The organism is Agrobacterium sp. CNPSo 2736 (genome assembly GCF_004005385.1).
Taxonomy (GTDB): domain Bacteria; phylum Pseudomonadota; class Alphaproteobacteria; order Rhizobiales; family Rhizobiaceae; genus Agrobacterium; species Agrobacterium leguminum.
In genome coordinates this window covers 1-24,553 of the sequence record NZ_RZTX01000021.1, presented here as the reverse complement: position 1 = coordinate 24,553, position 24,553 = coordinate 1, and the positions used below count along the sequence as shown (strand labels likewise).

At 60.9% G+C, this 24,553-nt stretch carries 20 protein-coding genes; 10 read left to right on the top strand and 10 right to left on the bottom strand.

The genetic code is table 11. The features are described 5' to 3' along the window. Positions 1 to 20: 20 nt before the first annotated feature. Positions 21 to 2,582 carry a hypothetical protein gene (locus tag EM858_RS24285; protein WP_127758240.1) on the bottom strand — a complete coding sequence of 854 codons (2,562 nt, stop codon included), beginning with the start codon at positions 2,580 to 2,582 and terminating at the stop codon, positions 21 to 23. Positions 2,583 to 2,776: 194 nt separating this feature from the next. Here EM858_RS24285 and EM858_RS24280 point away from each other — a divergent pair, with 194 nt between their 5' ends. After that, the gene (locus tag EM858_RS24280; RefSeq protein WP_059758844.1) at positions 2,777 to 4,057 is read left to right on the top strand and encodes an ABC transporter substrate-binding protein; all 1,281 of its coding nucleotides are present in this window, start codon (positions 2,777 to 2,779) and stop codon (positions 4,055 to 4,057) included. Positions 4,058 to 4,296: 239 nt separating this feature from the next. Beyond that, complete coding sequence (locus EM858_RS24275) at positions 4,297 to 6,279, top strand: phosphatase PAP2 family protein (protein ID WP_104679925.1); 1,983 nt, start codon at positions 4,297 to 4,299, stop codon at positions 6,277 to 6,279. Positions 6,280 to 6,335: 56 nt separating this feature from the next. Here the strand turns inward: EM858_RS24275 and EM858_RS24270 are convergent, their stop codons facing one another. The 5 genes from EM858_RS24270 to EM858_RS24250 form a co-directional block, all read right to left on the bottom strand. Then, complete coding sequence (locus EM858_RS24270; RefSeq protein ID WP_104679926.1) at positions 6,336 to 7,559, bottom strand: MFS transporter; 1,224 nt, start codon at positions 7,557 to 7,559, stop codon at positions 6,336 to 6,338. Then, a complete protein-coding gene (locus EM858_RS24265; protein WP_104679927.1) occupies positions 7,559 to 9,988 on the bottom strand; it encodes a TonB-dependent siderophore receptor in 2,430 nt (809 codons plus the stop codon). Before EM858_RS24265 ends, EM858_RS24270 begins: the two co-directional genes overlap by 1 nt. 110 nt (positions 9,989 to 10,098) lie before the next feature. After that, positions 10,099 to 11,067: a FecR family protein gene (locus tag EM858_RS24260; protein ID WP_104679928.1), complete on the bottom strand. Its 969-nt coding sequence runs from the start codon at positions 11,065 to 11,067 to the stop codon at positions 10,099 to 10,101. Between the two features lie 84 nt (positions 11,068 to 11,151). Further along, positions 11,152 to 11,658 carry a sigma-70 family RNA polymerase sigma factor gene (locus EM858_RS24255; protein ID WP_127758239.1) on the bottom strand — a complete coding sequence of 169 codons (507 nt, stop codon included), beginning with the start codon at positions 11,656 to 11,658 and terminating at the stop codon, positions 11,152 to 11,154. A gap of 197 nt (positions 11,659 to 11,855) precedes the next feature. Then, positions 11,856 to 13,004 (bottom strand): ROK family protein, encoded by a 1,149-nt coding sequence (locus tag EM858_RS24250; RefSeq protein WP_127758273.1) that lies wholly within the window; start codon positions 13,002 to 13,004, stop codon positions 11,856 to 11,858. A 146-nt stretch (positions 13,005 to 13,150) separates the two neighbouring features. Here EM858_RS24250 and EM858_RS24245 point away from each other — a divergent pair, with 146 nt between their 5' ends. From EM858_RS24245 to EM858_RS24220, 6 genes are all read left to right on the top strand, one after another. Then, positions 13,151 to 14,380 (top strand): extracellular solute-binding protein, encoded by a 1,230-nt coding sequence (locus tag EM858_RS24245; protein WP_127758238.1) that lies wholly within the window; start codon positions 13,151 to 13,153, stop codon positions 14,378 to 14,380. Positions 14,381 to 14,466: 86 nt separating this feature from the next. Then, positions 14,467 to 15,507: an ABC transporter ATP-binding protein gene (locus EM858_RS24240; RefSeq protein ID WP_127758237.1), complete on the top strand. Its 1,041-nt coding sequence runs from the start codon at positions 14,467 to 14,469 to the stop codon at positions 15,505 to 15,507. Next, the gene (locus EM858_RS24235; protein WP_127758272.1) at positions 15,507 to 16,361 is read left to right on the top strand and encodes an ABC transporter permease; all 855 of its coding nucleotides are present in this window, start codon (positions 15,507 to 15,509) and stop codon (positions 16,359 to 16,361) included. Before EM858_RS24240 ends, EM858_RS24235 begins: the two co-directional genes overlap by 1 nt. Further along, a complete protein-coding gene (locus EM858_RS24230; protein ID WP_127758236.1) occupies positions 16,361 to 17,224 on the top strand; it encodes an ABC transporter permease in 864 nt (287 codons plus the stop codon). Before EM858_RS24235 ends, EM858_RS24230 begins: the two co-directional genes overlap by 1 nt. A 46-nt stretch (positions 17,225 to 17,270) precedes the next feature. Further along, positions 17,271 to 18,167, top strand: coding sequence for a glycerophosphodiester phosphodiesterase family protein (locus EM858_RS24225; protein ID WP_127758235.1), 897 nt, complete (start codon positions 17,271 to 17,273; stop codon positions 18,165 to 18,167). Then, positions 18,164 to 18,949 (top strand): inositol monophosphatase family protein, encoded by a 786-nt coding sequence (locus tag EM858_RS24220; RefSeq protein ID WP_127758234.1) that lies wholly within the window; start codon positions 18,164 to 18,166, stop codon positions 18,947 to 18,949. Before EM858_RS24225 ends, EM858_RS24220 begins: the two co-directional genes overlap by 4 nt. A 104-nt stretch (positions 18,950 to 19,053) precedes the next feature. Here EM858_RS24220 and EM858_RS24215 read toward each other — a convergent pair whose 3' ends face one another. Further along, a complete protein-coding gene (locus EM858_RS24215; protein ID WP_127758233.1) occupies positions 19,054 to 19,803 on the bottom strand; it encodes an SDR family oxidoreductase in 750 nt (249 codons plus the stop codon). 95 nt (positions 19,804 to 19,898) lie between these two features. Here EM858_RS24215 and EM858_RS24210 point away from each other — a divergent pair, with 95 nt between their 5' ends. Continuing rightward, on the top strand, positions 19,899 to 20,807 hold the full coding sequence (locus tag EM858_RS24210) for an AraC family transcriptional regulator (protein WP_127758232.1): 909 nt from the start codon (positions 19,899 to 19,901) through the stop codon (positions 20,805 to 20,807). A 60-nt stretch (positions 20,808 to 20,867) separates the two neighbouring features. On the opposite strand, the gene EM858_RS24205 is transcribed toward EM858_RS24210, so the two are convergent. From EM858_RS24205 to EM858_RS24195, 3 genes are all read right to left on the bottom strand, one after another. Next, positions 20,868 to 21,437, bottom strand: coding sequence for a flavin reductase family protein (locus tag EM858_RS24205; protein ID WP_164865553.1), 570 nt, complete (start codon positions 21,435 to 21,437; stop codon positions 20,868 to 20,870). Between the two features lie 11 nt (positions 21,438 to 21,448). Then, entirely contained in the window at positions 21,449 to 21,784 is a 336-nt protein-coding gene (gene fdxA, locus EM858_RS24200) for a ferredoxin FdxA (protein ID WP_080819016.1), read from the bottom strand. Positions 21,785 to 21,887: 103 nt separating this feature from the next. After that, on the bottom strand, positions 21,888 to 22,487 hold the full coding sequence (locus tag EM858_RS24195; RefSeq protein ID WP_104679940.1) for a superoxide dismutase: 600 nt from the start codon (positions 22,485 to 22,487) through the stop codon (positions 21,888 to 21,890). 655 nt (positions 22,488 to 23,142) lie between these two features. Here EM858_RS24195 and EM858_RS24190 point away from each other — a divergent pair. Continuing rightward, positions 23,143 to 24,553, top strand: a 1,411-nt coding sequence (locus EM858_RS24190; protein WP_164865552.1) for a ShlB/FhaC/HecB family hemolysin secretion/activation protein, incomplete at its 3' end; no start/stop codon positions are given.

Below are 24,553 nucleotides of genomic sequence, written 5' to 3'. Positions count from 1 at the left end.
TAATGCGTTAAAAAAAAGAGCTAGAGCGTTTTCGCGTTTCGCAGAAAAGCGGAAAGGCTCTGGGAGTAGAATGGTTGTGCCGTGCCGCCCGATGCGGGGTCGGCACTGTCGAAGGTGATTTCCGGCTGGGGCTGATCGTGGTCGAAGGCCATGGCCTGCCCGCCAATGGTGAATGCGCCGTCCCAGGTCAGGGTAAGCTCAGCTCCGCCCGGCGGCGTGACCGAGAGCAGCCGGCTTTCGGCATCGAAGGTGATCTGCGTGGCGAGGATTTTTTCCCGAAAACGGGAGAAGGCTTCCATATCCCCGCAGCCGATGATGCCGACCCAGCCGGCGCGGCGGCCGGGCGATCTGATCTCGCGATTGGCGGTGGCGCCGGCAGTGATGGGCTGAAGCCCGTTCGTCGCATAAAGTGCGGCAAAGCCTCGGCCCGAGCGGGTGATGAGCCAGTTGCCCTCCACCATCACCTCGTCCAGCCCGTCGCGGCCGAGATAGGCATGGGTCCAGTCGTTGCGGTGATCCTGCGTATCGAAGATCAGCATCGCCAGATCGCGATGTTGCGCCACGCGCGGCAGGATGCCGCTTCCCGCCCAATAGGAGGGGCGCTGGCTGCCCCACGGATCGTCTTCGCCCGGATGATTGACCCAGAGCCGCGCCATCGGATGGCCGGCGAGTTTGATGTCCATGACGTGCTGCTGATGGCCCTTGCGGCCGGTCTTGTGATCGACAACGGTGGAAAGCTGGGCGGCCTCGTTCTTGAAGAGCACTAGCTTGCCGGGCTCCAGACCCTGCGCATACCGTGCCTCGACCGTACGACCACTCTCAAGTTGGGAAAGGGCGGCAAGATGCGCCGGTGGCAGGTAATCGCTGCAGCAGAACATCGGCAGCGAGGCAACGCCATTGTTCAGCCAGCCCTGACCGAAGGCGACCTGCGCAAAGGGCGCCAGTTCCGTCAGCGGACCGGCGCGCAACTCCTTGTCATAGGCTCTGCCCTGGGAGCCGGAGGGAACGCCGCCGAGCGTGTGCAATGCGATCATTTCGAAGATAAGATCGAGCTGGTAGCGCGCGCGTGCTGCAAGCTCCGGTCCCGCCCAATGTTCGATGGCGAGAAGGCCGATGAAATCCACCGGATAATAGGCAGCCGAATTCCACTCGGCGAGGCCATGCGCCTCGACGCTGTCGAACCAGCGCTCCAGCCGGTCTGCCGCCAGCGCCGCCTGTTCTCTGCCGGTGCGGCCGGAGGCGGTGAAGACGGCATCCGGCAGATATTCGCCAGCCAATAACTGGCTGGTGTGGAAGCAGAGAACATGGTTCTCGCTCCAGAACCACATGACGTCATTGCCCGGTTCGTCCACCCAGTAACGATAGCCGAGGATCGAGGCGTCGATCCGCGCCCGCATCTCGGCCGGCAGGCGGTCACCATAGGCGCGCACCAGCCACAGCAGCGGGATCATGACGAAATCGGAGCAGTCTTCCCGCCGATCGATGGAATGCAGCGTCGCATCGACGATGCCGCCGACCGTCTCGATGTCATCACTGCCGGTTGCGACCATCGCCAGCGCGCGGCCGATGCGCCAGGCGCCGAAGCGGGCGCTGAAGGAGAGGGCCGCCTTTTTTCGCTCGTTGATATCGCCGTTGGATGCTTCCGGCGCGATGTCATGCATGAAAGCGGCGTCGATGACGCGGGTTACCGTTCCCGCTCCCGAACCCATGGTGATTTTGACGCCGTGATATCCGTCCGAAATGCCTGTCGTTCCGGGGATCGTCAGCGAGGATTGCCCGGCCTTCAGCACGGTATCCACTTCCGCAAGCGAAGCGCGCTCATGGCCATGGCTTTTGACGGCGATGTGCACCGGCAGGTCGCTCGCAGGCGCCGCCCCGAAGACCAGTTCGAGGGCCGTGCCGGAAAACACGTCCCGCGCCGGGCGAACATCGCGCACCAGCGCGGCGAGACGCTTCGTCTCCTCCCGGTCGAGCGGCACGGGCAGCACGACGGTCAGCGGTACGGCGTCAACGACCTCAAGTTCGAAGAACCAGATGATGTCGCGTTCCGCCAGATCCTCGCAGAGCAGCAGCACCTCGTTGTCGCCGGCCGCAAGATCGAGCGTGATGTCACGGCTGCTTTCGACATTGCGGATGAAAGGTTCGAAACGGACCTGTTCGACGCCGCCTACCCAGATGCGGACGCCGCCGCAGGTGCGCAGCCGAAAATGCGCCTGTCTTGCAACCTCACTGTGGAATGTGCCCTTCAGCCAGCGCTGCACATGGGTGGGAACATGCCAGAAACCGGTGAATTCGACGCGGCGGTTGGAACCCGGCAGGTTGAGGTGCGATACCGGCCAGCTGGTATCGGGTGCGACATCGCGGCCGATCATGGTCTGCTGGAAGGCCTTGCGGCAGGGCAGGTCGCCCACATCCACGAAACCGTTGATGAAGCGATAGTTCACGCGATCTTCGGCGGGGGCTGCGGTGCCGGGAAACGGCGTCTCCACCAGATCGGAGACGACCCAGGCGGTCACCGTTTCGCCGTTTGCGACGGTATATGTCGGCTGCGACGCGTTCGCCGCAAATGGTCCATCCCTCATAATGGATCGCCTCCCGTCGATCTTTATGAAATTATTTTCACAATTCGATTTTCGCTTTTCCGCGTCGATTTGTGCGATTTATGTAAAACAAACAGCTTGACGTTTATTCTGTCAAGCCGCAAAACATTATAAATCGAATTAAGCAGAGGAGCTTCCGTTCGATTTATGAAAATGTTTTCATTGGGAGGATGAGCATGATGAAATTGTTTTCGGGCGTCAGCGCCCTCGTGGTGGCCTCTGTCGCAGGTCTTGCGACGGCCCAGGCCGAGACCCGCACGATTACTTTCCTTTTTACGGATGACGACCAGGGTTATGTGCAGCGCATGTCGGAACTCAGCAAGGAGTTCGAGACGGCCAATCCGGGTGTGAAGATCAATTTCGTGTCTTCGGGTTATGACGCGGTTTCCAAGCAGCTGCCGGTGCAGCTTGCGGTGGGCGAAGGTCCTGATATCGCCAAGATCACCGACTGGCAGCTCGCGCCCTATTATCTCGACATGCGCCCCTATATGAAGGATGCGGAAGCCTTCGCGAAGCTGCACGGTTCCAGCCTCAACCAGCTCCGCCTGCCGAATGTCAACGATCCTCAGTCGATCAACGGTTACATGGCGTCGCAGACGCTCAACCTGCCCTTCGTCAACAAGACGCTGTTCGAGCAGGCGGGCGAACCCTTGCCCGGCCCGACCGCGAAATTCAGCGAGATCGTCGAGGCTTCCGCCCGTGTCGCCAAGGCGACCGGCGTGCAGATTCCCTTCACCATGGACCGCTCCGGTCACCGCTTCTCCGGCGGCGCCTTCGCTTATGGCGCGACCTATGTGAAGGACGGCAAGTTCAGCTTCCCGGACGACGCGGCGAAAAAATACATCGCCGATATCTATTCATGGACGCAGAATGGCAGCTTCCCCAAGGAAATGTGGGGTGCGGCCGGCGGTTCGCAGTACAAGAACATGGGTGACGAGTTCGTCAACGGCAATGTCGTGACGTATCTCGCCGGCAACTGGATGGTCAATCCGTTCCAGAACAAGATCGGCGACAGTTTCGAATGGACGGCGATCAATGCGCCCTGCGGCGAGGCCGGATGCTACGCCATGCCCGGCGGCACCGCCATTGTCGGCTTCAAGCGCACCAAATATCCCGAAGATGTGGCTCACTTCATCGAATTCCTCGGCTCCGAAAAGGTGCAGCGGGAAATCGCCGAGAATTACGTCATCCTGACCGGCGCGGAGATCGTCGATCCGCAATATAAGCTGAAGAGCGAAGACGCCAAGGCGGCGATGAAGGTCTTCCTCGACAACAAGAAGAACGTGCCGCAGGCGGCTCGCGATTTCGAACGCGCCAAGGGCGGCAGCGCCATGTATCAGCAGATCGTGCAGCGCATGAGCCAGCTCATCGTCGGCGAGTTGACGCTCGACCAGACCTACAAGGTTCTGGAAGATGACGTCGCCAAGATCAACGAGGCTGTCGCGGTCAAGAAATAACGGCCCGGTGGAATGATGAAGCTTTCGAACGATATGCCCGGAGCGGTGCTCCGGGCATATCGCGCCGTTTCCTTCCGAAGGCGGCGCATTTTCGCTGGAGGAACTGCCGCAGGGAGCCGTTCCCGGCGGCCCATCGAAAAACTGAAATACGCTCCGTTTAAACCTGACGATGAGGCGCGCGGAACGCCGCGCCGCCTGTTTTCGTCACGCGTCACTCGCTGAAAATCATAGGATTCGTCATGGCCAGACTGAAGATGTCGTCTTTTCTTTCCGCACGCTCGAGCCTGTTCGCCTCCGTCGCATTGCTGGTTCTGGTTCCGTGCGCGCAGGCGTTCGATCGCACCGGCCCGGCAGGTGAGGGTTATGCCATCACGGTGCCGGAACCGGCGTCAACATATCCGCTGCCGCTTGCCGACAATTATCGCAACCAGACCGGCAAGAATGAGAAGGGCGAGGCGGTTCGCGCCTATGATGACCGGGACAACCCGATCATCGAAATCCTCTCCGGTTTCAACCGCATCTGGACGCTTGGCGATGAAAAATGGGCGGATGGCGGCGCCAATGGCGACGGCCCGGCGGATTTCAGCCATGTGAAGATCGTCGATCCCGCCGTCTGGCAGGAAAACATGCGTTACGTGCTGTCCGTCACCGGAAAGAACCGCACCCACGCCGCCGCTTTCGAAGCCTATATGAACGACCGGCGTTCGCAGGGTTACAGCGTCATCGACGGCATGGGGCCGCTTGCCGCCTGGTATCGCGAAGGGGCGGGCGCAACGACGACGATCAATCACACGCTTACGGATTTCGACCCGAACGAGGTCATCACCCGCAAGGAAGACGACAAGGGCACCGAGGCGGGTGCAGCCGATAGCGAACTGAAGGATTTCGTTGCCTTCATGAAGGTGATCCGCGGCCCGGAAGGCACGACGTCGCCGGCGAAATATTTCTATTCCTCACCACGGCCCTGGCGCATGAACGACAAAGGCGAGGTGATCGAGACCGGTAAGGAAACGATTGGCGACCGCAGCTTCGAAAGCCATGACCGCGATCCGGGCGTCATCGTGCCGGCGCTTAAATATGCGCGGGAAAATCGCGGGCGCGGCAAGGATGGCGGTTTTCCGAGCGGGCACACCAATGCCGCCTATCTGGCCGCCATCGCCTATGCCTATGCGGTGCCGGAGCGCTTTTCCGAATTGCTGACGGCGGCTTCCGAACTCGGCGAGAGCCGCATCGTCGCCGGCATGCATTCACCACTCGACGTGATCGGCGGCCGCATCACCGCAACCGCCATGGCTGCCGCCATGTTGCAGGACCCCAAAAATGCCGAGGTGAAGAAGGCCGCGCATGCGGCCTTGCAGGCCTATTTCGCCAAACGCCTGCCGCAGGGCCAGTCGCTCATCGATTTCGCCCATGGCGCAAAGCCGGATGTCGACCAATTTGCCGATGCGGCGAAGAACGGGGCGGATTATCGCAGGCGCATGACCTATTCCTTCAGCCGCGACAAGGCCGCAGGCGATGCGCCGATGGTGGTGCCGAAGGGGGCGGAGGTCCTGCTGGAGACGCGTCTGCCCTATCTCGATGCCGCCCAGCGGCGCGCCGTGCTGTTTTCCACCGGCATCGAGGCCGGTTATCCGCTGCTGGATGACAGCAATGGCTGGGGCCGCATCAATCTGGTCGCTGCCGCCAGCGGTTACGGCGCGTTTGACGGCGACGTCGAGGTGACGATGGATGCTGCCGCCGGCGGGTTCAATGCGGCGGACAGATGGACGAACGATATTGCCGGGGCAGGGCGTCTCGTCAAATCCGGCAGCGGAACGCTGACACTTGGCGGCCATAACAGCTATGGCGGCGGCACCATTCTCAGGGAGGGAACGTTGGTGGCGTCGTCCGCCGATGCGCTTGGAACCGGCGGCGTGCTGGTCAGCGGCGGCACGCTTTCGCTCGGCGGAGAGACGGATCTTGTCATCGGCGGCGACTATGCGCAGTCGGGCGGCACGCTGGCGGTCGATCCGAAAAAGGCTGCGCTTCGGATCAAGGGCAATGCGGTGCTGGACGGCGCGGCGCTGAAGCTCGTTTTCGATGGCGGCGCGCCGGCCGCCGGCACGCGGTTCGACGTGATTTCCGCCAACGGTCTGACCGGAACCTTTACCTCGATAGATGCGGGCAGCGTGAAGCTGCGGCCGGTCTATACCGGCTCGGCACTGTCGGTGGTGGTCGAATAGGCCGATGCAGGAGGCCTGCCGGGCGCGGTTTAAGCCGCCGCGCCCGGGGCTTCGGTTCAGGAATTCTGCCGTCGCATGAGCAGGAAGATGACCGGTGCGGCGAGCACGGAAACGATAGCGGCAATGATGAAGGAGGCCTGATAGCCGAATTTTTCGGCAATCGCGCCGGCGCCCAGCCCGCCGATCATGCCGACAACGCCATCCATGCACTGGAACAGGGTGAAATCGACCCCGGCCTGCCGGGGGTCGGACCAGCCCATGAAGCAGGCGTAAAGCGCGACAAAGCCGATGGACATGATGCCCGACGAGCTTGCCACCGCAACCGCCATGACGACCCATTGCGAAATATCGCGATGAACGCTGAAATAGGCGAAAAGGCACAACAGCGCCGTCTGCACGAAGATGGCGATGAGCAGGATTCGTGACGCACCGTAGAGGCGTACCAGCGTTCCGCCGAGCAGCGCGCCGGCGAAACCGACGATCATGCTGCCCACGCCATTCAGTGCGCCGATTGTGGCGAGATCGAAGCCGTAATCGACCAGAAACGGGCCGAGCATCGCCAGACCCCATTTCTGCGCCGCGACATAAACGGCCGCGACCAGAAGGCCGGTGCGGACTTCCCGCCGCTTGAGCGCGTTTTTGATCGATGGCAGGTGGTCCCGTGTTTGCGTGACCGTTCTTGCCGCCGGGCCGAACAGGAAGGGGAGTGCGAGCAGGATGACCAGCCCGGCCATGACCAGCGTGGCGCTGGTCCAGCCGGCGCGCTCCACCAGCACCAGAAACAGGCCGGCGCCGATGGCGGAACCGAGATAGGAGCCGCCAACCTGTGCGGCATTGCCCCAGCCATGATGCTCTTCCGCCAGCGTTTCGACTGCGTAGCCGTCGCAGGCGATGTCCACGGTCGCCGTCACCAGCGCGATCACCGACAGGATGGCGATTGCGACGGAAACCGGCGACGGGCCGGTGAAGGCAAGAACAGCGAGGCCGCAGGCGCAGGCGACGATGCCCGTGCCGACGATCACCCGCGACCGGTTCCTGCCGACGGGCGGCAGCCGGTAACGCTCCACATGCGGCGACCAGAGGAATTTCAGCGCCCAGGGCAGAACGACGAGATAAAGCAGGCCGATCTGGTCCAGCGGCAGTCCGGCGGTTCTGAGCACCGCCGGCAGCCCGAGAAAGGTCAGCCCGCCAATCACGCTCTGGCCGACATAAAGCCCACCGACCGCCACGAAGACGGCGGCCGGCGACGGCTTGGTTGTGGCAGGGTTCTGCTGCAGCATCAGAAGCGATACCGGATGCTGCCGACGACCTTGCGGCCTTCGTCATAATAGCAGAAGCCCGTGGTGCAGACCTGTTTCACCTCGTCGAGAAGGTTGGTGGCATTGATCTGCAGTTTCACGCCTTCCAGCGAGGGCAGGGCCTTGCCAAGATCGTAGCGCAGCGATGCATCGACGAAAGTGCGGGCCTCATTGTCGAGAATGGGCGTGTGCTGGTTGTCGCCGAAGCTCGATCCGACATAACGCAGCCCCGCGCCGATGCCCAGACCTTCGAGCGCTCCGCTCTGGAACTCGTAGTCGGCCCACAGCGAGAAGGTATGATAGGGCGAGGAATTGAGCTGCTTGCCCACCGTTTCCGACGTCAGTTTGGTGATTTCGACGTCGTTATAGGAATAGGAGCCGATGAGGCTCCAGCCATTGTCGAGCGAGGCCGTGGCTTCGAGTTCCACGCCGCGCGAGCGCAGGTCGAGCTGGCGCAGCAGGTTGATGCCAGACGAGGTCTCGTAGACCGTCGCATTGTCCTGATCGAGATTGAAGAAGGCGGCGCTCAGCAGGGCGTTATATTGCGGCAGGGCATATTTCACGCCGAGTTCATATTGCTTGCCGACCGTCGGCTGCGCCTGGCCCGTTACCGTTCCCGTGGTGATGATGACGCCCGGATTGGCGACGAAGGAGGTGCCGTAGCTGACATAGGGCATCACGCCGCTGTCAAAGACATAACCGAGGCTGGCGCGGCCGGTCGTCTTGGTTTCATCGCCGTCATAGGTGGGAGCCGTTGCGTCTCCGACGGTCTGGGCCTGATATTCGGTGTCCAGCCAGTCGTGACGAATGCCGGCCGTCAGGCGCCAGCGGTCGATTTCGACCTGGTCCTGCGCATAGATGCCGAGCGTGTTCATCCGCTGGGTCAGTATCAGCGATACGTCAGGCACATAGGTGAAGGTGTCGGTGAAGGGGCTGGTGCCATTGCCCTGTTTCGAGGTGTAGGACATGTGGCTGAAGTCGATACCGGTCAGCAGCGTATGTTTCGCCGGGCCGGTGTCGAATTCGGTCTTCAGGTAATTGTCGGCGGAGACGCCTTCATTGTCCTCGATGGTGATGCCGGGATAGTTGGCGAAGACCCATTGCTGGTCGGCCGAAAGCCCGGAATAACGCGCCTTGCTGTAGAAGGTGACGTTGTCGTTGATTTCATGCTCGAACTCATAGCCGATACGCCATTGTTTCTGCTCGAAATCATTAAAACGGGAATCGCCGCCATAAACCGGCGTCGCGCCGATCGACTTGCCGTCGCTGCCGTAATTGTTGATGTATCCCCAGGTGCCGCCGGTGGTGCTGTCCATATATTCGCCGAGCAGCGTCAACTTGGTGCCGGCATCCGGCTGGAAGGTGAAGGCCGGCGCGATGAACAGCCGGTCGTCCTTGATGGCGCTGATTTCGTTGCGGCCGTCGCGGGCCACCCCGGTCAGGCGGTAAAGCATGGTCTTCTCGTCATCGACGGCACCGGAAAGATCGAAAGCGCCCTGCACGCGGCCGAAGGAGCCATATTGCAGCTCCACCTCGCGCAGCGTCTCTTCGGTCGGGCGTTTCGAAATGATATCGACAATGCCGCCGGAGCTGCTGGCGCCATAGATGGAGGCGGCCGGGCCGCGCAGGATGGAAACCGCTTCCACGCCATAGGGCTCGAGCCGGGCGCTGCCGTTCTGGCTGCTGACCTGCCGCAAGCCGTCGCGGAAGATGCCGGTGGTGCTGAGATCGGTGCCGCGCACCTTGAAGGCGTCGAAACGCGGCTCCGCGCCATATTGGCCGATGCGCGCGCCGGGCGTGTAGTTCAGCGCTTCCGAGAGGTTCTGCGGCTTCAGGTCGTCGAGCTGCTTGCGGCTGACGGTGGTGATCGACTGGGCGGTTTCGGCAACCGGCGTATCGGTCTTGGTGGCGGTGCGGCCGGATTTGCCGACATAGCCATTGCTTTCGATGATGCCTCTGGCGCCTTCAAGGCCGGTGCCCTGCACGGTAATCGGCGCAAGCAGGGTGCTGCCGGCGGCAGCCGAACCGCCGCTTTCGCCGGTCTGGCTGGCGGGATCGAAAATGCGGACGGTGTTGCCGCCGGCCAATGCGTAGTTCAGTCCCGATCCGGCCAGAAGCCCGCTGACGGCTGCCGATACGCTGAGCGTGCCCTTGACGCCGGCCGTGCTGCGGCCCCTGGTGATCGCGGAGGGGTAGACCATGCGCAGATTGGCCTGACGGCCGAAGCTGAGAATGGCGTTTTCCAGCGGCCCTGCGGGAATGGAGACGGTGACGGTGGCGGGTGCGCCGCTTGCGGCGGGCGGTGTCTGCGCGCTGGCGGTCGTGGCGCCCGGACCCGCCGCGACGATACCCCCGATGATCGCCGTCGTCGTCAGCCAGAACCAGCCGCGTGCCTGCTTGCCCAAATTCATGTCATTCCCTCTCACTCGTGATCTCATGCAGCCCGATTAAACGGGTCCTGATTGCCTAGAGTGAAAAGGCGGGCCGACTCCTGACGTCGGATTCGCGAAAAAAAGTTATTTTATCGCGAGCGGACGAGAACCAGCATTCCGGAAAGCCGCGATACCGAAACGGGAAGGCTCTCTTCGAGAATGGTGAGCGCCTGATCCGTGTCCTTGAGGTCGAAGATGCCGGAGACGTGCTGCCTCGCCGCCGCCTCATCGAGGATGACAATGCGGCCCCGGCGATATTGCGAGAGAATATCGAGAACCTCGCGCAGCGGCTGGCCGGAAAAGACGAGCTTGCCTTCGCGCCAGGCCATGCTGTTGGCGACATCCTTGCGGGCGCGCACCAGCCTGCCGTCGCCGCCAAGGGTCACGGCCTCTCCGGGCGTGAGCACAGCGATCTCGACGCCTGCGGTCACCTCCACCCGGCCTTCCTCCACCTGCACCTCCTGCGGCAGCGCGCCATTGCCGGTGCGCACCGAATAATGGGTTCCGAGCGCCTTTGCCGTCAGCGCTCCATCCTCGACGATGAAGGGCCGCTCCGGGTTTTTGGCGACATCGAAATAGGCCTCGCCGCGAAGAAGGGTGATGCGCCGTTCCTTTTGCGAATAATGAACTGCAATCGCGGTATCGGTGTTCAGGCTGATGCGGCTCCCGTCTTCCAGCGAAAGCATGCGTGTTTCGCCGATTTCGGTGTAATAATCCGCCTGCCAGCGGTCCTTCAATCCGCTTTTCTCCGCAAACAGCGCCGCAAGCCCGATGAGGCAGAGACCGGCAACGCCCGCCAGCATTGCCCGGCGAGGTCCGCGCCGTTTTCGCTGTTCAACCGGTGCAAGCTCGATATCGCCAAGCTCGCCCCATAGGCTCTGCATGTCCTCATAGGCGCTGGCATGGGCGGCATCGGCCCGCAGCCAGACATGAAACGCCTCGCGCTCCGCTTCCGTCGCGTCTGCCGATTGCATGCGCGCCACCCACAACGCGGCCTCTTCGGCCAGAGCCTCATCGGTCAAGCCGTTATCCTTCAGACCGTCCGGGCGCTTGTTCATGTCCTGATCTGCCGTTTGTTGCGTGCTGAGATGTGGTCCTTTTCCCTTATAGAGTGAAAAAGGATGCGAACACCTGATGCCGGTCTACATTTTTATTTGCGCGCGGACCTGACGGCAGTGCAGCAGCGCCTTGATGATGTGTTTTTCCACCATGTTGCGGGAAATGCCGAGACGGGCGGCGATTTCGCCATTGGAATGGCCATGCAGGCGGCTGAGCACGAAGACCTGCTGGCAACGCCTGGGCAGTGCCTCGATGGCCCGCGCCATCAAAATAAGGTGCTGCCGCCCGACGACGATCCGCTCCTGCCCCGGCTCTTCGCAGGCAACGGCAAAACCCGCTTCGTAAGGTGCGAATAACGGCCGCTCGCGCGACTGGCGAATGGCGGTCAGGCGGGCGACGGACCGGGCGATCTGGAAAAGATAGGCCTGTGGATTGTCGATCAGCGTCGCATGAGAAACCTCCAGCGCCCGCAGCAGGGTTTCCTGCATGGCGTCGGCAGCGTCTTCCCGGTTCTGCAAGCGCCGGCGGAAAAACCGCATCAGGCGGCTTTCCTCCTCGGCATCGAGAACCTGTAACAGGGCTTTGCTCATCAATCGACCCGGTGGCGTATTGGCCTGGCGCATGAAGCAGCCGGATACGCTGCGTCATGTCGCGATAAACATGATATTTCTAATCATATTTATCGCCTTCGGATGCAAGCTGCCAACCAGTAAAAAACCGGGGGCGAAATCAGGCTCACGTTTCCGTGATGATTGTTGCGGGATTACATCAGGCCGTTTGGGCTGAGTTACAGGAAATAACGCACCCTGAGCGGCAGCAGCGCCGCGCCGAGAGCCGAGGGATCGCCCTTAGCCTCGCCAAGAACCAGCTTCGCCTCCTTCGGGCCGACACCATAACGATGTTCGCGCCGGGAGGGCATGTGCGTGCGTTCGATCATCATCCGGCCCAGCGCACGCGGCAATTGCCCGCCAAAGACGATGGCCTGCGGATCGAGAACCGCGATCAGGCTCGCCACCAGCCTGTCCACCTGCGGCATCGTCTCGGCGAGCCACTCCTCGACGCCCGGCCATGCGGGGTCGAATTGCTGATAGAGCGCTTCGATGGAATGGATGTCGACGCCGTTTTTCTGGAGCGTGGCGATCAGATATTGCAGGGCCGGGCGTTTGGGCGATTCATCCGGGCTGTATATGCCGCTGAATTCGCCGGCATTGCCATGAAAGCCGTGAAACGGCTGGCCACCGAGGATCAACCCGCCGCCGAAACCGTAATTGAAGGACAGATAAGCGAAGGTCTGGCACCAGGAGCCGACACCGCGAAGGCTTTCACCGATCGCGCCGGTGGTGGCGTTGTTCTCCAGCCAGACCGGCAGCCGGAACCTCTCTTCGAGGATCGGCTTCAGGTCCATCAACGACCAGTCGCGCAGGGGCTCCGGCGCATTGAAGGCGCGGTCTTCCGACACGAAGAAGCCGGACATTGAAAAGCCGAGGCCAAGCAGGCGCTCCCGCGGGATGCGATGTTCCGAGAGCAGCCTGTCGAGGGCCAGAGACAAAGCGACAAGCGTCTCTTCCCGGTCCTCCGGAAGCATCTTCAGTTTTTCTTCGACGACCACGTCGCAGCGAAGATCGGCGATACAGATCACCACGGAGTCGGTGTTGATGGAAATGCCAAGCGAATAGGCCGCTTCCGGCACCAGTTCGATGGTGGGGCTCGGCTGGCCGCGCGTGCCCTTGAGCGGCGCGCCGGTTCGCAGAAGCCCGCGCTCCAGCAGACCTTCGATCAGCCGATGCACGGACTGCTGGGTCAGGTTGGTGTGACCGGTGATCGATGCGCGGGCGATGGGGCCATGGCGGCGCACGATATCCAGAATGAGACGCTCATTCTCGCTGGCAAGCGGCTGGCGATCGAAGGTCTGCTGCGGCGTCTGATCTGTCGTCATGGCCTTTGGATAACGGCTGCGCGAAGCGGCGGCAACATGGGGCATTGGTTTGCGACAGCATTTTTCACTGGACTGTCACAAATATTACACTTAAAGTGTATTAATAAGAGGCCGGTCAACAACGGGTCCTCAGGAGGAACCATTCAATGCGCATGAAATTTCTTGCGATCGCCGCGCTTGCGCTGGCGACGACGGCAGCGCCGTGCCTTTCCGCTGACAGCAATATGAAAAACCTCGACTTCGATCTTTCGAAGGTCACGCGCGACAATTTCTACGACATCGTCGTTCCCGCGGCCAAAGCCGAGGGCTCGGTGACGATGTATAATTTCGCCGGCAGTTTTGCCGATACGTGGAAGGAACTGATCACCCGTTTCGAAGCCAAATACGGTATCAAGGTCGCCTATAGCGACGTGAAGGGCGATCAGGCGAACCAGCAGCTGATCGCGGTGCAGGCGGCAGGGCAGGATTCGCCCGTCGACGCTTATTTCGCTGGGGGTGGCAGCTATCCGCTGCTGTCTGCCAAGGGTGTTGTCGGCAATATTGCGCTGACGAAAATCCTGCCGAACATGGCCAACTACAATCCGGAACTGGCCGAAACCGTCTTCGGCAAGGCGCATGGCGGCAGCTTCCCGCTGGTGCATCTCAACCAGACCGCAATCGGTTACGATTCCGCCTTCGTGAAGGCCGAGGATGTGCCGAAAAGCTTCGAGGATCTTCTCATCTGGGCCGAAAAGAACCCCAAGCGGCTTGGCGTCACCCTGCCGGCCAAGGGCGGCTCGGGCGGCGGCTTCATCTATTCGGTGGCGCTCAATTATCTGACCGGTGACTGCCGCGCAAAGCTCACCGACTATAACCAGACGCCGCAGCAGGCCGAAGACTGGGCGATGGAAACCGAGTGCCTCAATCCTGTCTGGGACTATTACCGTCGTCTCCTTGCCGTGGCCGAACTGACCAACGGCAACGCCGATACGCTCAACCTCATCAACAACCAGCAGCTTCACATGGGCACCGTCTGGGAAGACCAGGTCATGAGCTTCCTCGGCACCAAGCAACTGCCCGACAGTTTCCGCGTCACGCTTCTGGAAAATGGGCAGGTCGGCTCGGGCGATGCCATGTTCGTGCCGGCAAATGCGAAGAATGTCGCCTCGGCGCTGCTTCTGATCGATATGGCCATGAGTAAGGAATTCCAGCTCTGGAAGCTGGAAAACAAGGCCTCCCGTTCTCCACGCGCCGATGTCACCAACGATCTGATGCCGAAGGCTGTGCAGGAGCATGTGCTGCCCCAGAGCGTCTATCCGCGCCTGTCGCTGCCGGCTTTCTGGGACATGTCGACGGCGCTTGCCGAAGCGCTCGATGAAAAAGTCCTCAACCAGTAACGCCGTCAGGATGACCGGATCGTGCGGCCGCAAGTGTCATGCACGGTTCGGATACCCTTGGTCAAAGAATATGAGGGAGGCTCGCCATGAGTGAACTCGAGATCAGCAATATCAGCAAGGATTACGGCGCAAGCCGGGCGCTTCATCCCGTATCGATCACCGTGGAACGGGGCGAATTCGTCACTATTCTTGGCCCTTCGGGTTGCGGCAAGTCGACGCTTTTGCGCATCCTCACCGGCATCAGTCAGCCTTCGGGCGGCGAGATCCGGCTCGGCGGCAAGCGCATCGATCAGGCGCCGCCGGAAGCACGCGATATCGCCATGGTGTTCCAGTCCTATGCGCTTTTCCCGCATATGTCGGTCGCCAAAAATCTCGGTTTCGGGCTGAAGATGAAGAAGGTCGCGAAGGATGAGCGGGTGCGGCGCATCGCCCATGCGCTTGATATCTGCAATCTCACCGGTCTGGTGGATCGCATGCCCCGGCAATTGTCCGGCGGCCAGCAGCAGCGTGTGGCGCTGGCGCGCGCCATTGTCATGCAGCCGAGCCTGCTTCTGTTCGACGAGCCGCTCTCCAATCTCGATGCCAAACTTCGCGACACACTGCGCCATGAGCTGACCGAGCTTCACCGCCGCATCGGCGCCACCAGCCTTTATGTGACGCATGATCAGGCCGAAGCCATGGCGATGTCGGACCGGATCGTCGTCATGAATGCCGGCCGGGTGGTCGAGATCGGCACGCCGCTCGAGCTTTATCGTGCGCCGAAACACGCCTTTACCGCCGGCTTTCTCGGCCAGACCAATCTTCTGCCGGTCTCCGCTGAGGGCCAGCAGGCGCAATTGCCCTGGGGCCAGTCCGTGACACTTGACCAGGTTGCCGCCGGCAATGTCCAGATTTCCGTTCGTCCGGAAAATATTCACATCCGCGCCGATCAGGCCGGTGAGGGCACGGTTTCCGCCGTTTCTTTCATGGGCGCCAATGCGCTCTATATGGTCGAGATCGGCGGCCGCCAGATAAGGGTCAGCCAGTCCGGCGCGGAAACCCTGATCGACGCCGGGCAAAGGGTCGCCCTGCAGTTTCCCGGTTCAGTCCATCTTCTCGATGACAGGGTGGCGGGGGAGACGGCATGATGGCCCGGCTTCTGCGTGACAGGCGCGCCCAGCTTCTGTTCCTGCTTTTGCCGGGTGTTGGGTATCTTCTGGTCTTCTTCGGCGGGCCTCTGCTGTCGGCGCTGATCGGCAGCTTCAGGCAGGAGGATGGCAGCTTCACGCTGATGTTCTATGAGCGGATTTTCACCCGCGCGTCGATGATCCGGGGGCTCACGACCTCCATCTATTACGGCGTCATGCCTGTCATCGTCTCGCTTGCGGCATCGGTGCCGCTGGCGCTTCTGATCCGCAAGAGCTTTCTCGGTCGAAAATTGTTCAGCGGCCTTTACAAGCTGCCGATGGCGGTGCCGGGCATCATCGTTGGCCTGATGGTGATCGTGGTTTTCGAAAGGGGTGGGTTCCTCGACCGGCTGGTCGCGCCGCTGGGGCTCGAATTGCCCAAGCTCGTGCGCGACGACTGGGGCATCGGTGTCATTCTCGCCAGCATCTGGAAACAGATACCTTTCATGACGCTGATCATCACCAGCGCCTTTGCGGCCATTCCCGAGGATATACGTTATGCCTCCCGCACGCTTGGCGCTTCGCGGCTGAAGACATTTTTCTTCGTGGAAGTACCGCTCGCCATGCCGGGCATCACGGCCGCCATTCTTCTCACCTTCATCGGTTCCATGGGCTCTTACGCCATTCCGGATATCGTCGGCCCGCCGACGGCCCGGCCGCTTTCGGTGCTGATGGTCAAGGAATTCAATCAGGGTCGGTTTAATCAGGTCTATGCCATGGGCATGGTTCTGAGCCTCTTCGCGGTCTCCGTGCTTATTCTTTATTATTCCCTCACATCCCGCATCGGCCCCGGGCAAAACCGAGGAGACGCATGATGAGTGTTATCACCATCGACCCCGCCATCACTCCCCGCCGCCGCGCCTTCACGCCCGAGGACCGGATTTTTGTCTCGATCGGGCTGTATGGCGCGCTGACGCTCGCCATCGCCGTGCCGCTGGCGCTGATGTTTCTCTGGAGCATTGCCGACGGCTGGTCGCCGCCGCTTGTCGTGCCGAAGGATTATACCACAGCGCGCTGGGCAAGCATCCTGAGCGACGGCAGCCTCATCCGCGCCGCCGTCAACAGCATCGTCATCGCCATCGTCGTCACTGTCCTGACGGCAGTCATAGCTCTTCCGACCGCCTGGGCGATGGCGCGGTTTCCCTTCCGACTGAAGCGGCTGGTGGAAATCTTCATTCTGGCGCCGATCATTATTCCAGGTCTGGTCGTCGCCGTCGGCATCGGGCAGGTGTTCCTGCTTTTCGGCCTCGCCTATTCGGTAACGGGGGTCATCCTCGTGCAGATCGTCGGTACCCTGCCGCTGATGATCCGGCTGATGACGGCGGCGCTGGAGACCATTCCCGATGATCTCATCCATGCCGCGCGCTCGCTCGGCGCGGGAACAGTCGGCATCGTCCTCCATATCATATTGCCGCTGGCGGTGCCTGGGCTTCTGGCCGGCGGGTTGATGTCCTTCATCGGCAGCTTTGAGGAGTTTGACAAGTCCTTCATCGTGGGCGCGCCCGTCGTCGAGACGCTGCCGATCAAGCTTTACATGTATCTCGATCCCTATTCGATGCAACTGCCGCTCGCCTCCATCGTCTCCTTCATCCTGCTTCTTCCCGCACTCATCGTCTTCATCATCGCCGGCCGCATCCTGCGCGACGACCTAATGGCGGCGGGCATGGGGAAAATCTGATCCGGGCGCTCAAACCCGGTAATTGCAACGTCCGAAAGTGAAAACCATGCACCAGACCCTTGCCACCTCCCGAAAGACTTCCACTCCCTGCAATGTGCTTGCGCTCTGCACCCGCGACAATGCGGCCATCCTGACCGTCGCCCATCGCGGCTTCTGGACGGCCACCGCCGAAAACTCGCTTGCCTCCGTCCGCGCCGCGGTCGCGGCCGGTGTCGAGATGATTGAGATCGATACGCAGGCGACGGCCGACGGCCGGCTGGTCGTCATTCACGATGAAACGCTCGACCGCACCACGACTGGCAAAGGGACGGTGAGCGAATTGCCGTTCGAGCTGGTTTGCGCAGCCAGGCTGAAGTCTGGCGCGGGCGGTGATGCGGCTGATGTGACCGACGAGTGCGTGCCGACGCTGGAAGAATTGCTGGAAGAGGCGCGCGGCAGGATCACCGTCAATATCGACACCAAATTCACCCGCGATCTGCCGCAGGTCATGGAAACCGTGCTGCGGCTTGGCGTCGAGGATCAGGTGCTGGTGAAGACCGATATCGATCCGGAAGCCGGCCATTTCGAAGTGCTGGATGCCGACTGGTTCGGCAAGATCCCGCATATGCCGATGTTCCCGGTCCGGAAGGGCAAGTTCGCCGAGGATCTGCGCCGTATCGAGGCACTGAACGCGCCGATGATCGAGGTGAAATTCACCGATATTGCCGATCTGGCCGAGGGCCGTGCCGAGATGGAGCGCCAGAATATCCGCCTCTGGATAAACTCGCTCGACGTATCCCATTGCCTTGATTTCAACGATACGCGTGCGCTTTCAAATCCCGAAGCCGTCTGGGGTGCTCTCGCCGAGGCCGGTGTCGGGGCGATACAGACCGATGAAGTCGAAGCCTTCACCGGCTGGCTGAAGGCGGGCGCTGGCGAAACCGGCAGGGCGTGGAAACGATGAGCGGGCGTCTCGACCGCGCCGTCGCAATTATCGACGAAGCGATGGGCCTTGCCCTTCGCTTTTTCGAGGCGCGCGACGCCATCGCCACCCGGACGAAGGGTTTTCAGGATTTCGTCTCAGAGGCCGATGTCACGGTCGAAAGGTTCGTCCGTGACCGTCTGGCGGAAGCCTTTCCCGGTGAGACAGTACTGGGCGAAGAAATGGGCGGTGTCGCCGATGACGCCTACTGGATCATCGATCCCATTGACGGTACGGCCAATTTCCTGCGCGGTTCGCCGCTCTGGGGCATCTCGCTCGGCTTCGTGCGGAGCGGCCGACCGGAACTCGGCGTCGTCGCCATGCCGGTCTTTGGTGATATCTACGCGGCGGCGGATGGAACCGGGCTGGTGCTGAACGGCAAGCGGCTTGACCGCCATGTGCCCTTCGAGGCTGTGCAGGTTATGTCGCTCGGCGACAGCGCCGCCGCCGATGCGGAAGAGGTAGCGGCCCTCAATGTCGGGCTCAGGCATGCGGGCTGGGTGGTGGAATCCATCCGCTCGACATCGATTGGTCTCGCCTTTGCCGCACGCGGCATCTTCGACGGCCATCTGCAGAAGCTGACCACCATGTGGGATATCGCCGGCGGCACCGTTCTCGCACGGGAGGCGGGTCTCGATGTCCGTATCGGAACGCGCCTCGGTAGCGGCATTCCGTGGGTTGCCGCAGGAACGCCGGCATTGATGGCGGTGACGGAGGGGTTGTGGCCTGAGATCGCAGGAAGAGTGCCGGCGGAACCTGCGTGACCCTTGGTAAAGTCGATGGCAGATGTGCTGAAACATCTGCCATCTGCATATCGCCGGCTGAAACGCCGCAACCGAGCAATGTCCGGTCAGGCCGCTATCGATCGTCAGTTCGCCCGAGACAGCGCAATTGCGTCAGGACCTGCGGGAAAACGAAGTTGGCCGGATAGGTCATGGACGGCGCTCCAGATCGCTTCGGCAACATCGCCTTCGCTGGTCGTCATGGCCGGTTTGGCGAAGCCTTCGAGGATTGGCCCTGCAAAGTCCATGTAATCGTCCGGCAGCAGCTGCTCCAGCGGCAGGATGGCGTTTGTCGTGAAGCGGGTGGTCGGGGCATAGCCCGGCTCCACCAGCTTCACCCGGATGTTGAAATGACCGAGTTCATGCGCAAGCGATCCGGAGAAACCTTGGATAGCCTGCTTGCTGGCGGTGTAGGCGGCGGCGAGCGGGAAGGAGGCGAGCGTCGCGCTGGATGTGACGTTGATGATCGTGCCGGATCGGCGCTTTCGCATCTGCGGGATTATCGCCTGCGTCATTGCCATCAAACCGAAGCTGTTGGTGTCGAAAATCGTGCGGATCTCCGACATTGGCGTCGCCTCAAAAGCGCCGACCATGCCGATGCCGGCATTGTTGACCAGCACGTCGAGCGGACCTGCCGCATCGATCAGCGCCGCGATGCTTTGTTCGTCCGTCACATCCAGCGGGAGGACGCGCAACCGCTCAGTTTCGCCAACGAAGCGGTCGGGATCTGGATGCCGCATGGTCGCAACGACATTCCAGCCGCGCGAAAGGAAGAGCTCGGCGGTTGCCTTGCCATAGCCCGATGAGGTGCCGGTGATGAGGATCGTTCTGGTCATCATAATCTCCATTGTTCGATATGACCGGAGATAGACGATGTGTTCTGGATGATATATGCTCTTAACACCAAAATTTATTATTGATCGTCCGGAGAATGGATCCTCTTAGCGATATCATCGATCTTTTGCGGCCGAGCGCCGCCGTTTCGAAGCCGATTTCCGGACGAGGCCGATGGGGCGTGCGTTATCGCGCCTATGACGCCCCGGGTTTTGCCGTCGTCCTGGCCGGTGCCGCTTGGGTCATGATCGATGGCCGGGAACCGCTGCGGCTGGCGCGTGGCGATTTCCTGCTTTTGCCCTCCACGCCCGCCTTCTCGCTTTGCAGCGATACCGACGTCGACTGTATTCCGGTCGAACCACAAGATCAGGCGGTGCGGCATGGGGAACGGGAAGGGGAACCCGATTTCGTTGCGCTGGGAGGAAGTTTCACGTTCGAGCGGGTCAATGCGGCGCTGCTGCTTTCGTTGATGCCCGAGCTGATCCATGTGCCGGCGGGTGAGGGCGGAGCATCCCGGCTGGCGCGTCTGATCGAATTGCTGGCGGAAGAATGCACGCGCGAGGATGCGGGCAAGGAACTGATCATCCGGCGCATGCTGGAGGTTTTGCTGGTTGAAGTGCTGCGTCGGCCGAATGCGGGCAACGAGGCAATTCCGGCGGGACTGGTGAAGGGAATGCGTTTGCCGGGGCTTGCCCGCGCATTGTCCGCCATGCACGCCAATATCCGCGCGAACTGGACCGTGGCCGAACTGGCCGGTATCGCCGGCATGTCGCGCTCGGCCTTCGCAGCGCGTTTTCATGAAATGCTCGGCTGCGCGCCGATTGAATATCTGGCGCGATGGCGGATGGCGCTCGCCAGGGACGCGCTGATGCGCGGGGTGAAGTCTCTCGACGATATAGCGGAGGAGATCGGTTATGAATCCGCCAGCGCATTCAGCACCGCTTTCCGCAGGAGAACGGGTGTCGCTCCGGGCAGCTTTGCCCGTGCGAACAGCGACAGACACTGACCGCGCGGATTTTCCCTAGTCGTGCCGGTCACAGCGAGGGCAGGAGCCTTTTCGGACCATCTAGAGGGAATGACGTTGATCCGTGCCGGTATAGGCGCGTTCGCTCCAGAGCAGGGCTTTGCGCAGCCGATCCGATATTGCTTCGGTTATGGCGCCCACGAACAGTATATGGTCTGCGGCATCGATGGAGCCGACAAGTTCGCAGTCCACGGACAGAAGCGCATCGGCAAGTCTGGGGCTTCCTGACGGCCAGGCATCCCAGTCTCCGATGCTGAACCGGTCCGGGTGATTTGCCTTGCCCGCAAAGACATCGGCAATTTCCTCCTGTCCTCTGGCCAGTGCCGCAACGGAGAAGCGTCGGCTCGCTGCGATGAGATCGACCATGCGACTGCTGGCGTCGATGGAAATCATCAGAAGCGGCGGTTCTGCGCTGAGCGGCATGAAGGAGGTGATTGTGCGCCCAACCCGCTCTCCGGCGTGGCAGGCCGCGGCCACCGCAACGGTGAAGGTTAGACCGGCCATTGAATCCTTGAATTCACGCGGGGAGATCATCGGAGAGGCGCAAGCTTTCAGCGGAACATGCGCGTGATTGACCACGCCGCCATCGATCAGTCTGAGATTATGAGACATGACGTGCCGGGCTAACCGCCCGCTCCCGGATTTTTCGAAAAAATGGACATTTTTGCCGCAGCGCCATTCATGATGTCGGCATTGTCAGGCGGTGACTTTTTCTGGTGCACGCGCGGCCAGATGTCGGAATAGTGGCGGTTGAGGTCGAGCCAGACATGCAGCCCCGCTTCGGTATCCGGCCGGATCGCGGCGGCGGGACATTCGCCCTCGCAAATCCCGCAGTCGATACATTGATCGGGGTGAATGACGAGCATGTTCTCGCCTTCATAAAAACACTCGACCGGACAGACTTCCACGCAGTCCATGTATTTGCAGGCGATGCAGTTTTCGGTGACGACATAGGGCATGGAGATGCTCGAATAGAGTTGCAGCCGGACGCGGCTGTCCGGCTGCGCCTGATCCGGCCGGCCGCCCAGGGCAGCGGGACCGGCCGGATCGGTGGGGCTCAAATCAAAGGCGGGCGGCGACCGCCTGCCAGTTCACCAGATTGTCGAGGAAGTTTTCGATGTAAGCGGGGCGCTTGTTGCGGAAATCGATGTAATAGCTGTGTTCCCACACATCGCAGCCAAGAAGCGCCTTCTGCCCGAAGCAGAGCGGATTGACCCCGTTTTCGGTGCGGGTGATCTTCAGCGAACCGTCGGCATCCACCACCAGCCACGCCCAGCCGGAACCGAACTGGGAGGCGCCGGAGAGGGCGAAATTCTGCTTGAACAGCGCGACCGAGCCGAAGGACTGCGTCAGCGCATCTTCCAGCACCTTGGGGATCGCATGTTTTTGTGGCCCCATGATTTCCCAGAAGAGATTGTGGTTCCAGTGCTGGGAGGCATTGTTGAAGATGCCGGATTGCGCCACCGCGCCCTTCTCATAGGTGCCCCGCACGATGTCCTCAAGGCTGCTTTTCTCCCATTCGGTGCCTGATATCGCCTTGTTGAGATTATCGACATAGGCCTTGTGATGAAGATCATGGTGAAACTTCAGCGTCTCCTCGGACATGCCCGAAGGGGCTAGCGCATCATGGGCATAGGGGAGGTCGGGAAGCTGGAAAGCCATGGGGTATTCCTTTGTCACTGTTTGCTCAAGAGCATGGAAAAAGCCTTGCGAAAACAAGGTGACAATACTTCTAGGACCTCAATCACGGTTGAGGTCAAGCGGTTTTTTCGTGCTGTGTCATGCGGAAGGCAATCCCGTGGAATTGCGGGAGCCCGCCCGAACCTGAAGACGTTTGCGCTCCGCAAGGCTCGGACCGGGGTGAGTGAGGCTAAAACAGCCCCTTTTTTACTCCGCAACCGCAATGGTTGACCACTGGACGAACTCCCAATTCGGCGATCGAGATCGAGCCATCTCATTGCCCGAATATGTCGCCGGCTACGAAGCAATTTTAGTTTTCCTTAACTTTGGTACCTGTGAGGGGCTTGCAGGGTGACACGTATTGCAATAACTTCTGGTTGTTATTTGAATCAAAGGATCCGCAGCGGGGAAATTCGGCGGATTGTCGTGAAAAATCACGGATGAAAAGTGACATTCTTGCCATGACGTTGGTAGGATTGATTATTACGTGAATTTTCAACGTGCGCGGTTCTTGGGGCAAATGACTTGCGACTATCGTTTCGCAAAGAAAGTTACTACTTTAACGCTTCTTGGATCAGATGAACTGATCTATGCACCCGGTAGGGGATCGACAGCAAGGACAGCTGCAGAGTGAAGCATGGGCGGCATTGCCGCGACAAACTTCATTTCAAATGCAGGCCTCCCAAATATGCTACTTGCTGCTTTCATTCCGGGTTTCCGATGGCTACTCCCCCCTGATTTTTGTCTCGCAATTGCGCCGGCCGCTCGAGCAAAATCCCCGGGTGCCGTGCGGGCAGAGCGGAATGCCTCCGGTAAGTCGACAAACGTTTTCAAGCGGACCTTTGCCATTTCGCTTTTCGCAGGCCTGCTCGCGTCAGAGCCGGCAACGGCACAGTCGCCCGCCGATGATTTTTCCCGACGGCAGGATCAGCAACAGCAGTTGCAGCGGCTTGAAAACCTGAAACAGGTAACTCCTGGTGGCGCCACTGGTCGTGAGGGTCGGGCGTCAGGAGACGACGCGAAGTCCGCTGGTCCCTGCTTCCATGTTTCGCGTGTGGAGATCGAGGGAGCGACGAGGCTCGCCGCCAATGCGCTTGGAAAACTCACGCAGCGTTACGACAATCGCTGTATCGGCGTTGCGGACATCACCGCTTTGCTCAAGGCTATCACCGACCTCTATCTGGACAAGGGGCTGGTGACTTCACGCGCCTATGTGCCGCCACAGGATATTGCCGGAACAGGGCTGCTGCGGCTGGTCGTCGTCGAAGGCACGATCTCGGATATCTACCTAAACGGTCAACCGGCCCGACGAAACGGTTCATTCGCCACGGCCTTTCCCGGCATGAAAGGAGAGGTCGCCAACATCCGCGATGTGGAGCAGGGGCTGGACCAGATCAATCGTCTGTCATCGAACGATGCGAAGACCTCGATGCTGCCCGGCAAGGAGGATGGAACGTCCATCCTGAATGTCGAGAACAAACCCGGCAAGCGCTGGTACGCGAGCATTTCCAACAACAATCTGGGTCAGAAGAGTACCGGTTACTCCCAGACCAATGTTGCGTTCGGCCTCGATGGCCTGCTGGGTATCAATGACCAGTTGGGGTTTTCCTATGGGCGCACCGGCCCGGACTACCCCTGGGATGATGAAGGTCGTGGGCACAGCAACAGCTATTCGGTCAATACAAGTGTGCCCTATGGCTACTGGACTTTTTCAACGAATGGTTCCTGGTACGAATATGACAGCGCCATCCCCGGCAATTTCGGGCCGATCGAAACTTCGGGTGATTCCGGTCAGATTGGATTTGGCATCGATCGCGTTATCCGGCGAGACAAGGACTCGATCACGACGCTCAGGGGCGGCCTCACCTACAAGCAAACCAACAATTTTCTTCTCGGCAACCGGATTGAGGTTGGAAGCCGCCGATACACGATAGGCACTCTCGGTTTGTCGCGTTCGCAAAGAATACTGGGTGGCGTCATCGCCCTCGATTTTGCCCTTGATAAGGGTCTCGATCTTTTTGACGCTGCGGAGGCCGGAGAGCCCGGGG

Bases quoted from the DNA above. Each gene is read 5' to 3' on its own strand.
- EM858_RS24285 (WP_127758240.1), bottom strand. From the start codon at position 2,582: ATGAGGGATGGACCATTTGCGGCGAACGCGTCGCAGCCGACATATACC.
- EM858_RS24280 (WP_059758844.1), top strand. From the start codon at position 2,777: ATGATGAAATTGTTTTCGGGCGTCAGCGCCCTCGTGGTGGCCTCTGTC.
- EM858_RS24275 (WP_104679925.1), top strand. From the start codon at position 4,297: ATGGCCAGACTGAAGATGTCGTCTTTTCTTTCCGCACGCTCGAGCCTG.
- EM858_RS24270 (WP_104679926.1), bottom strand. From the start codon at position 7,559: ATGCTGCAGCAGAACCCTGCCACAACCAAGCCGTCGCCGGCCGCCGTC.
- EM858_RS24265 (WP_104679927.1), bottom strand. From the start codon at position 9,988: ATGAATTTGGGCAAGCAGGCACGCGGCTGGTTCTGGCTGACGACGACG.
- EM858_RS24260 (WP_104679928.1), bottom strand. From the start codon at position 11,067: ATGAACAAGCGCCCGGACGGTCTGAAGGATAACGGCTTGACCGATGAG.
- EM858_RS24255 (WP_127758239.1), bottom strand. From the start codon at position 11,658: ATGAGCAAAGCCCTGTTACAGGTTCTCGATGCCGAGGAGGAAAGCCGC.
- EM858_RS24250 (WP_127758273.1), bottom strand. From the start codon at position 13,004: ATGACGACAGATCAGACGCCGCAGCAGACCTTCGATCGCCAGCCGCTT.
- EM858_RS24245 (WP_127758238.1), top strand. From the start codon at position 13,151: ATGCGCATGAAATTTCTTGCGATCGCCGCGCTTGCGCTGGCGACGACG.
- EM858_RS24240 (WP_127758237.1), top strand. From the start codon at position 14,467: ATGAGTGAACTCGAGATCAGCAATATCAGCAAGGATTACGGCGCAAGC.
- EM858_RS24235 (WP_127758272.1), top strand. From the start codon at position 15,507: ATGGCCCGGCTTCTGCGTGACAGGCGCGCCCAGCTTCTGTTCCTGCTT.
- EM858_RS24230 (WP_127758236.1), top strand. From the start codon at position 16,361: ATGAGTGTTATCACCATCGACCCCGCCATCACTCCCCGCCGCCGCGCC.
- EM858_RS24225 (WP_127758235.1), top strand. From the start codon at position 17,271: ATGCACCAGACCCTTGCCACCTCCCGAAAGACTTCCACTCCCTGCAAT.
- EM858_RS24220 (WP_127758234.1), top strand. From the start codon at position 18,164: ATGAGCGGGCGTCTCGACCGCGCCGTCGCAATTATCGACGAAGCGATG.
- EM858_RS24215 (WP_127758233.1), bottom strand. From the start codon at position 19,803: ATGACCAGAACGATCCTCATCACCGGCACCTCATCGGGCTATGGCAAG.
- EM858_RS24210 (WP_127758232.1), top strand. From the start codon at position 19,899: ATGGATCCTCTTAGCGATATCATCGATCTTTTGCGGCCGAGCGCCGCC.
- EM858_RS24205 (WP_164865553.1), bottom strand. From the start codon at position 21,437: ATGTCTCATAATCTCAGACTGATCGATGGCGGCGTGGTCAATCACGCG.
- fdxA (WP_080819016.1), bottom strand. From the start codon at position 21,784: ATGCCCTATGTCGTCACCGAAAACTGCATCGCCTGCAAATACATGGAC.
- EM858_RS24195 (WP_104679940.1), bottom strand. From the start codon at position 22,487: ATGGCTTTCCAGCTTCCCGACCTCCCCTATGCCCATGATGCGCTAGCC.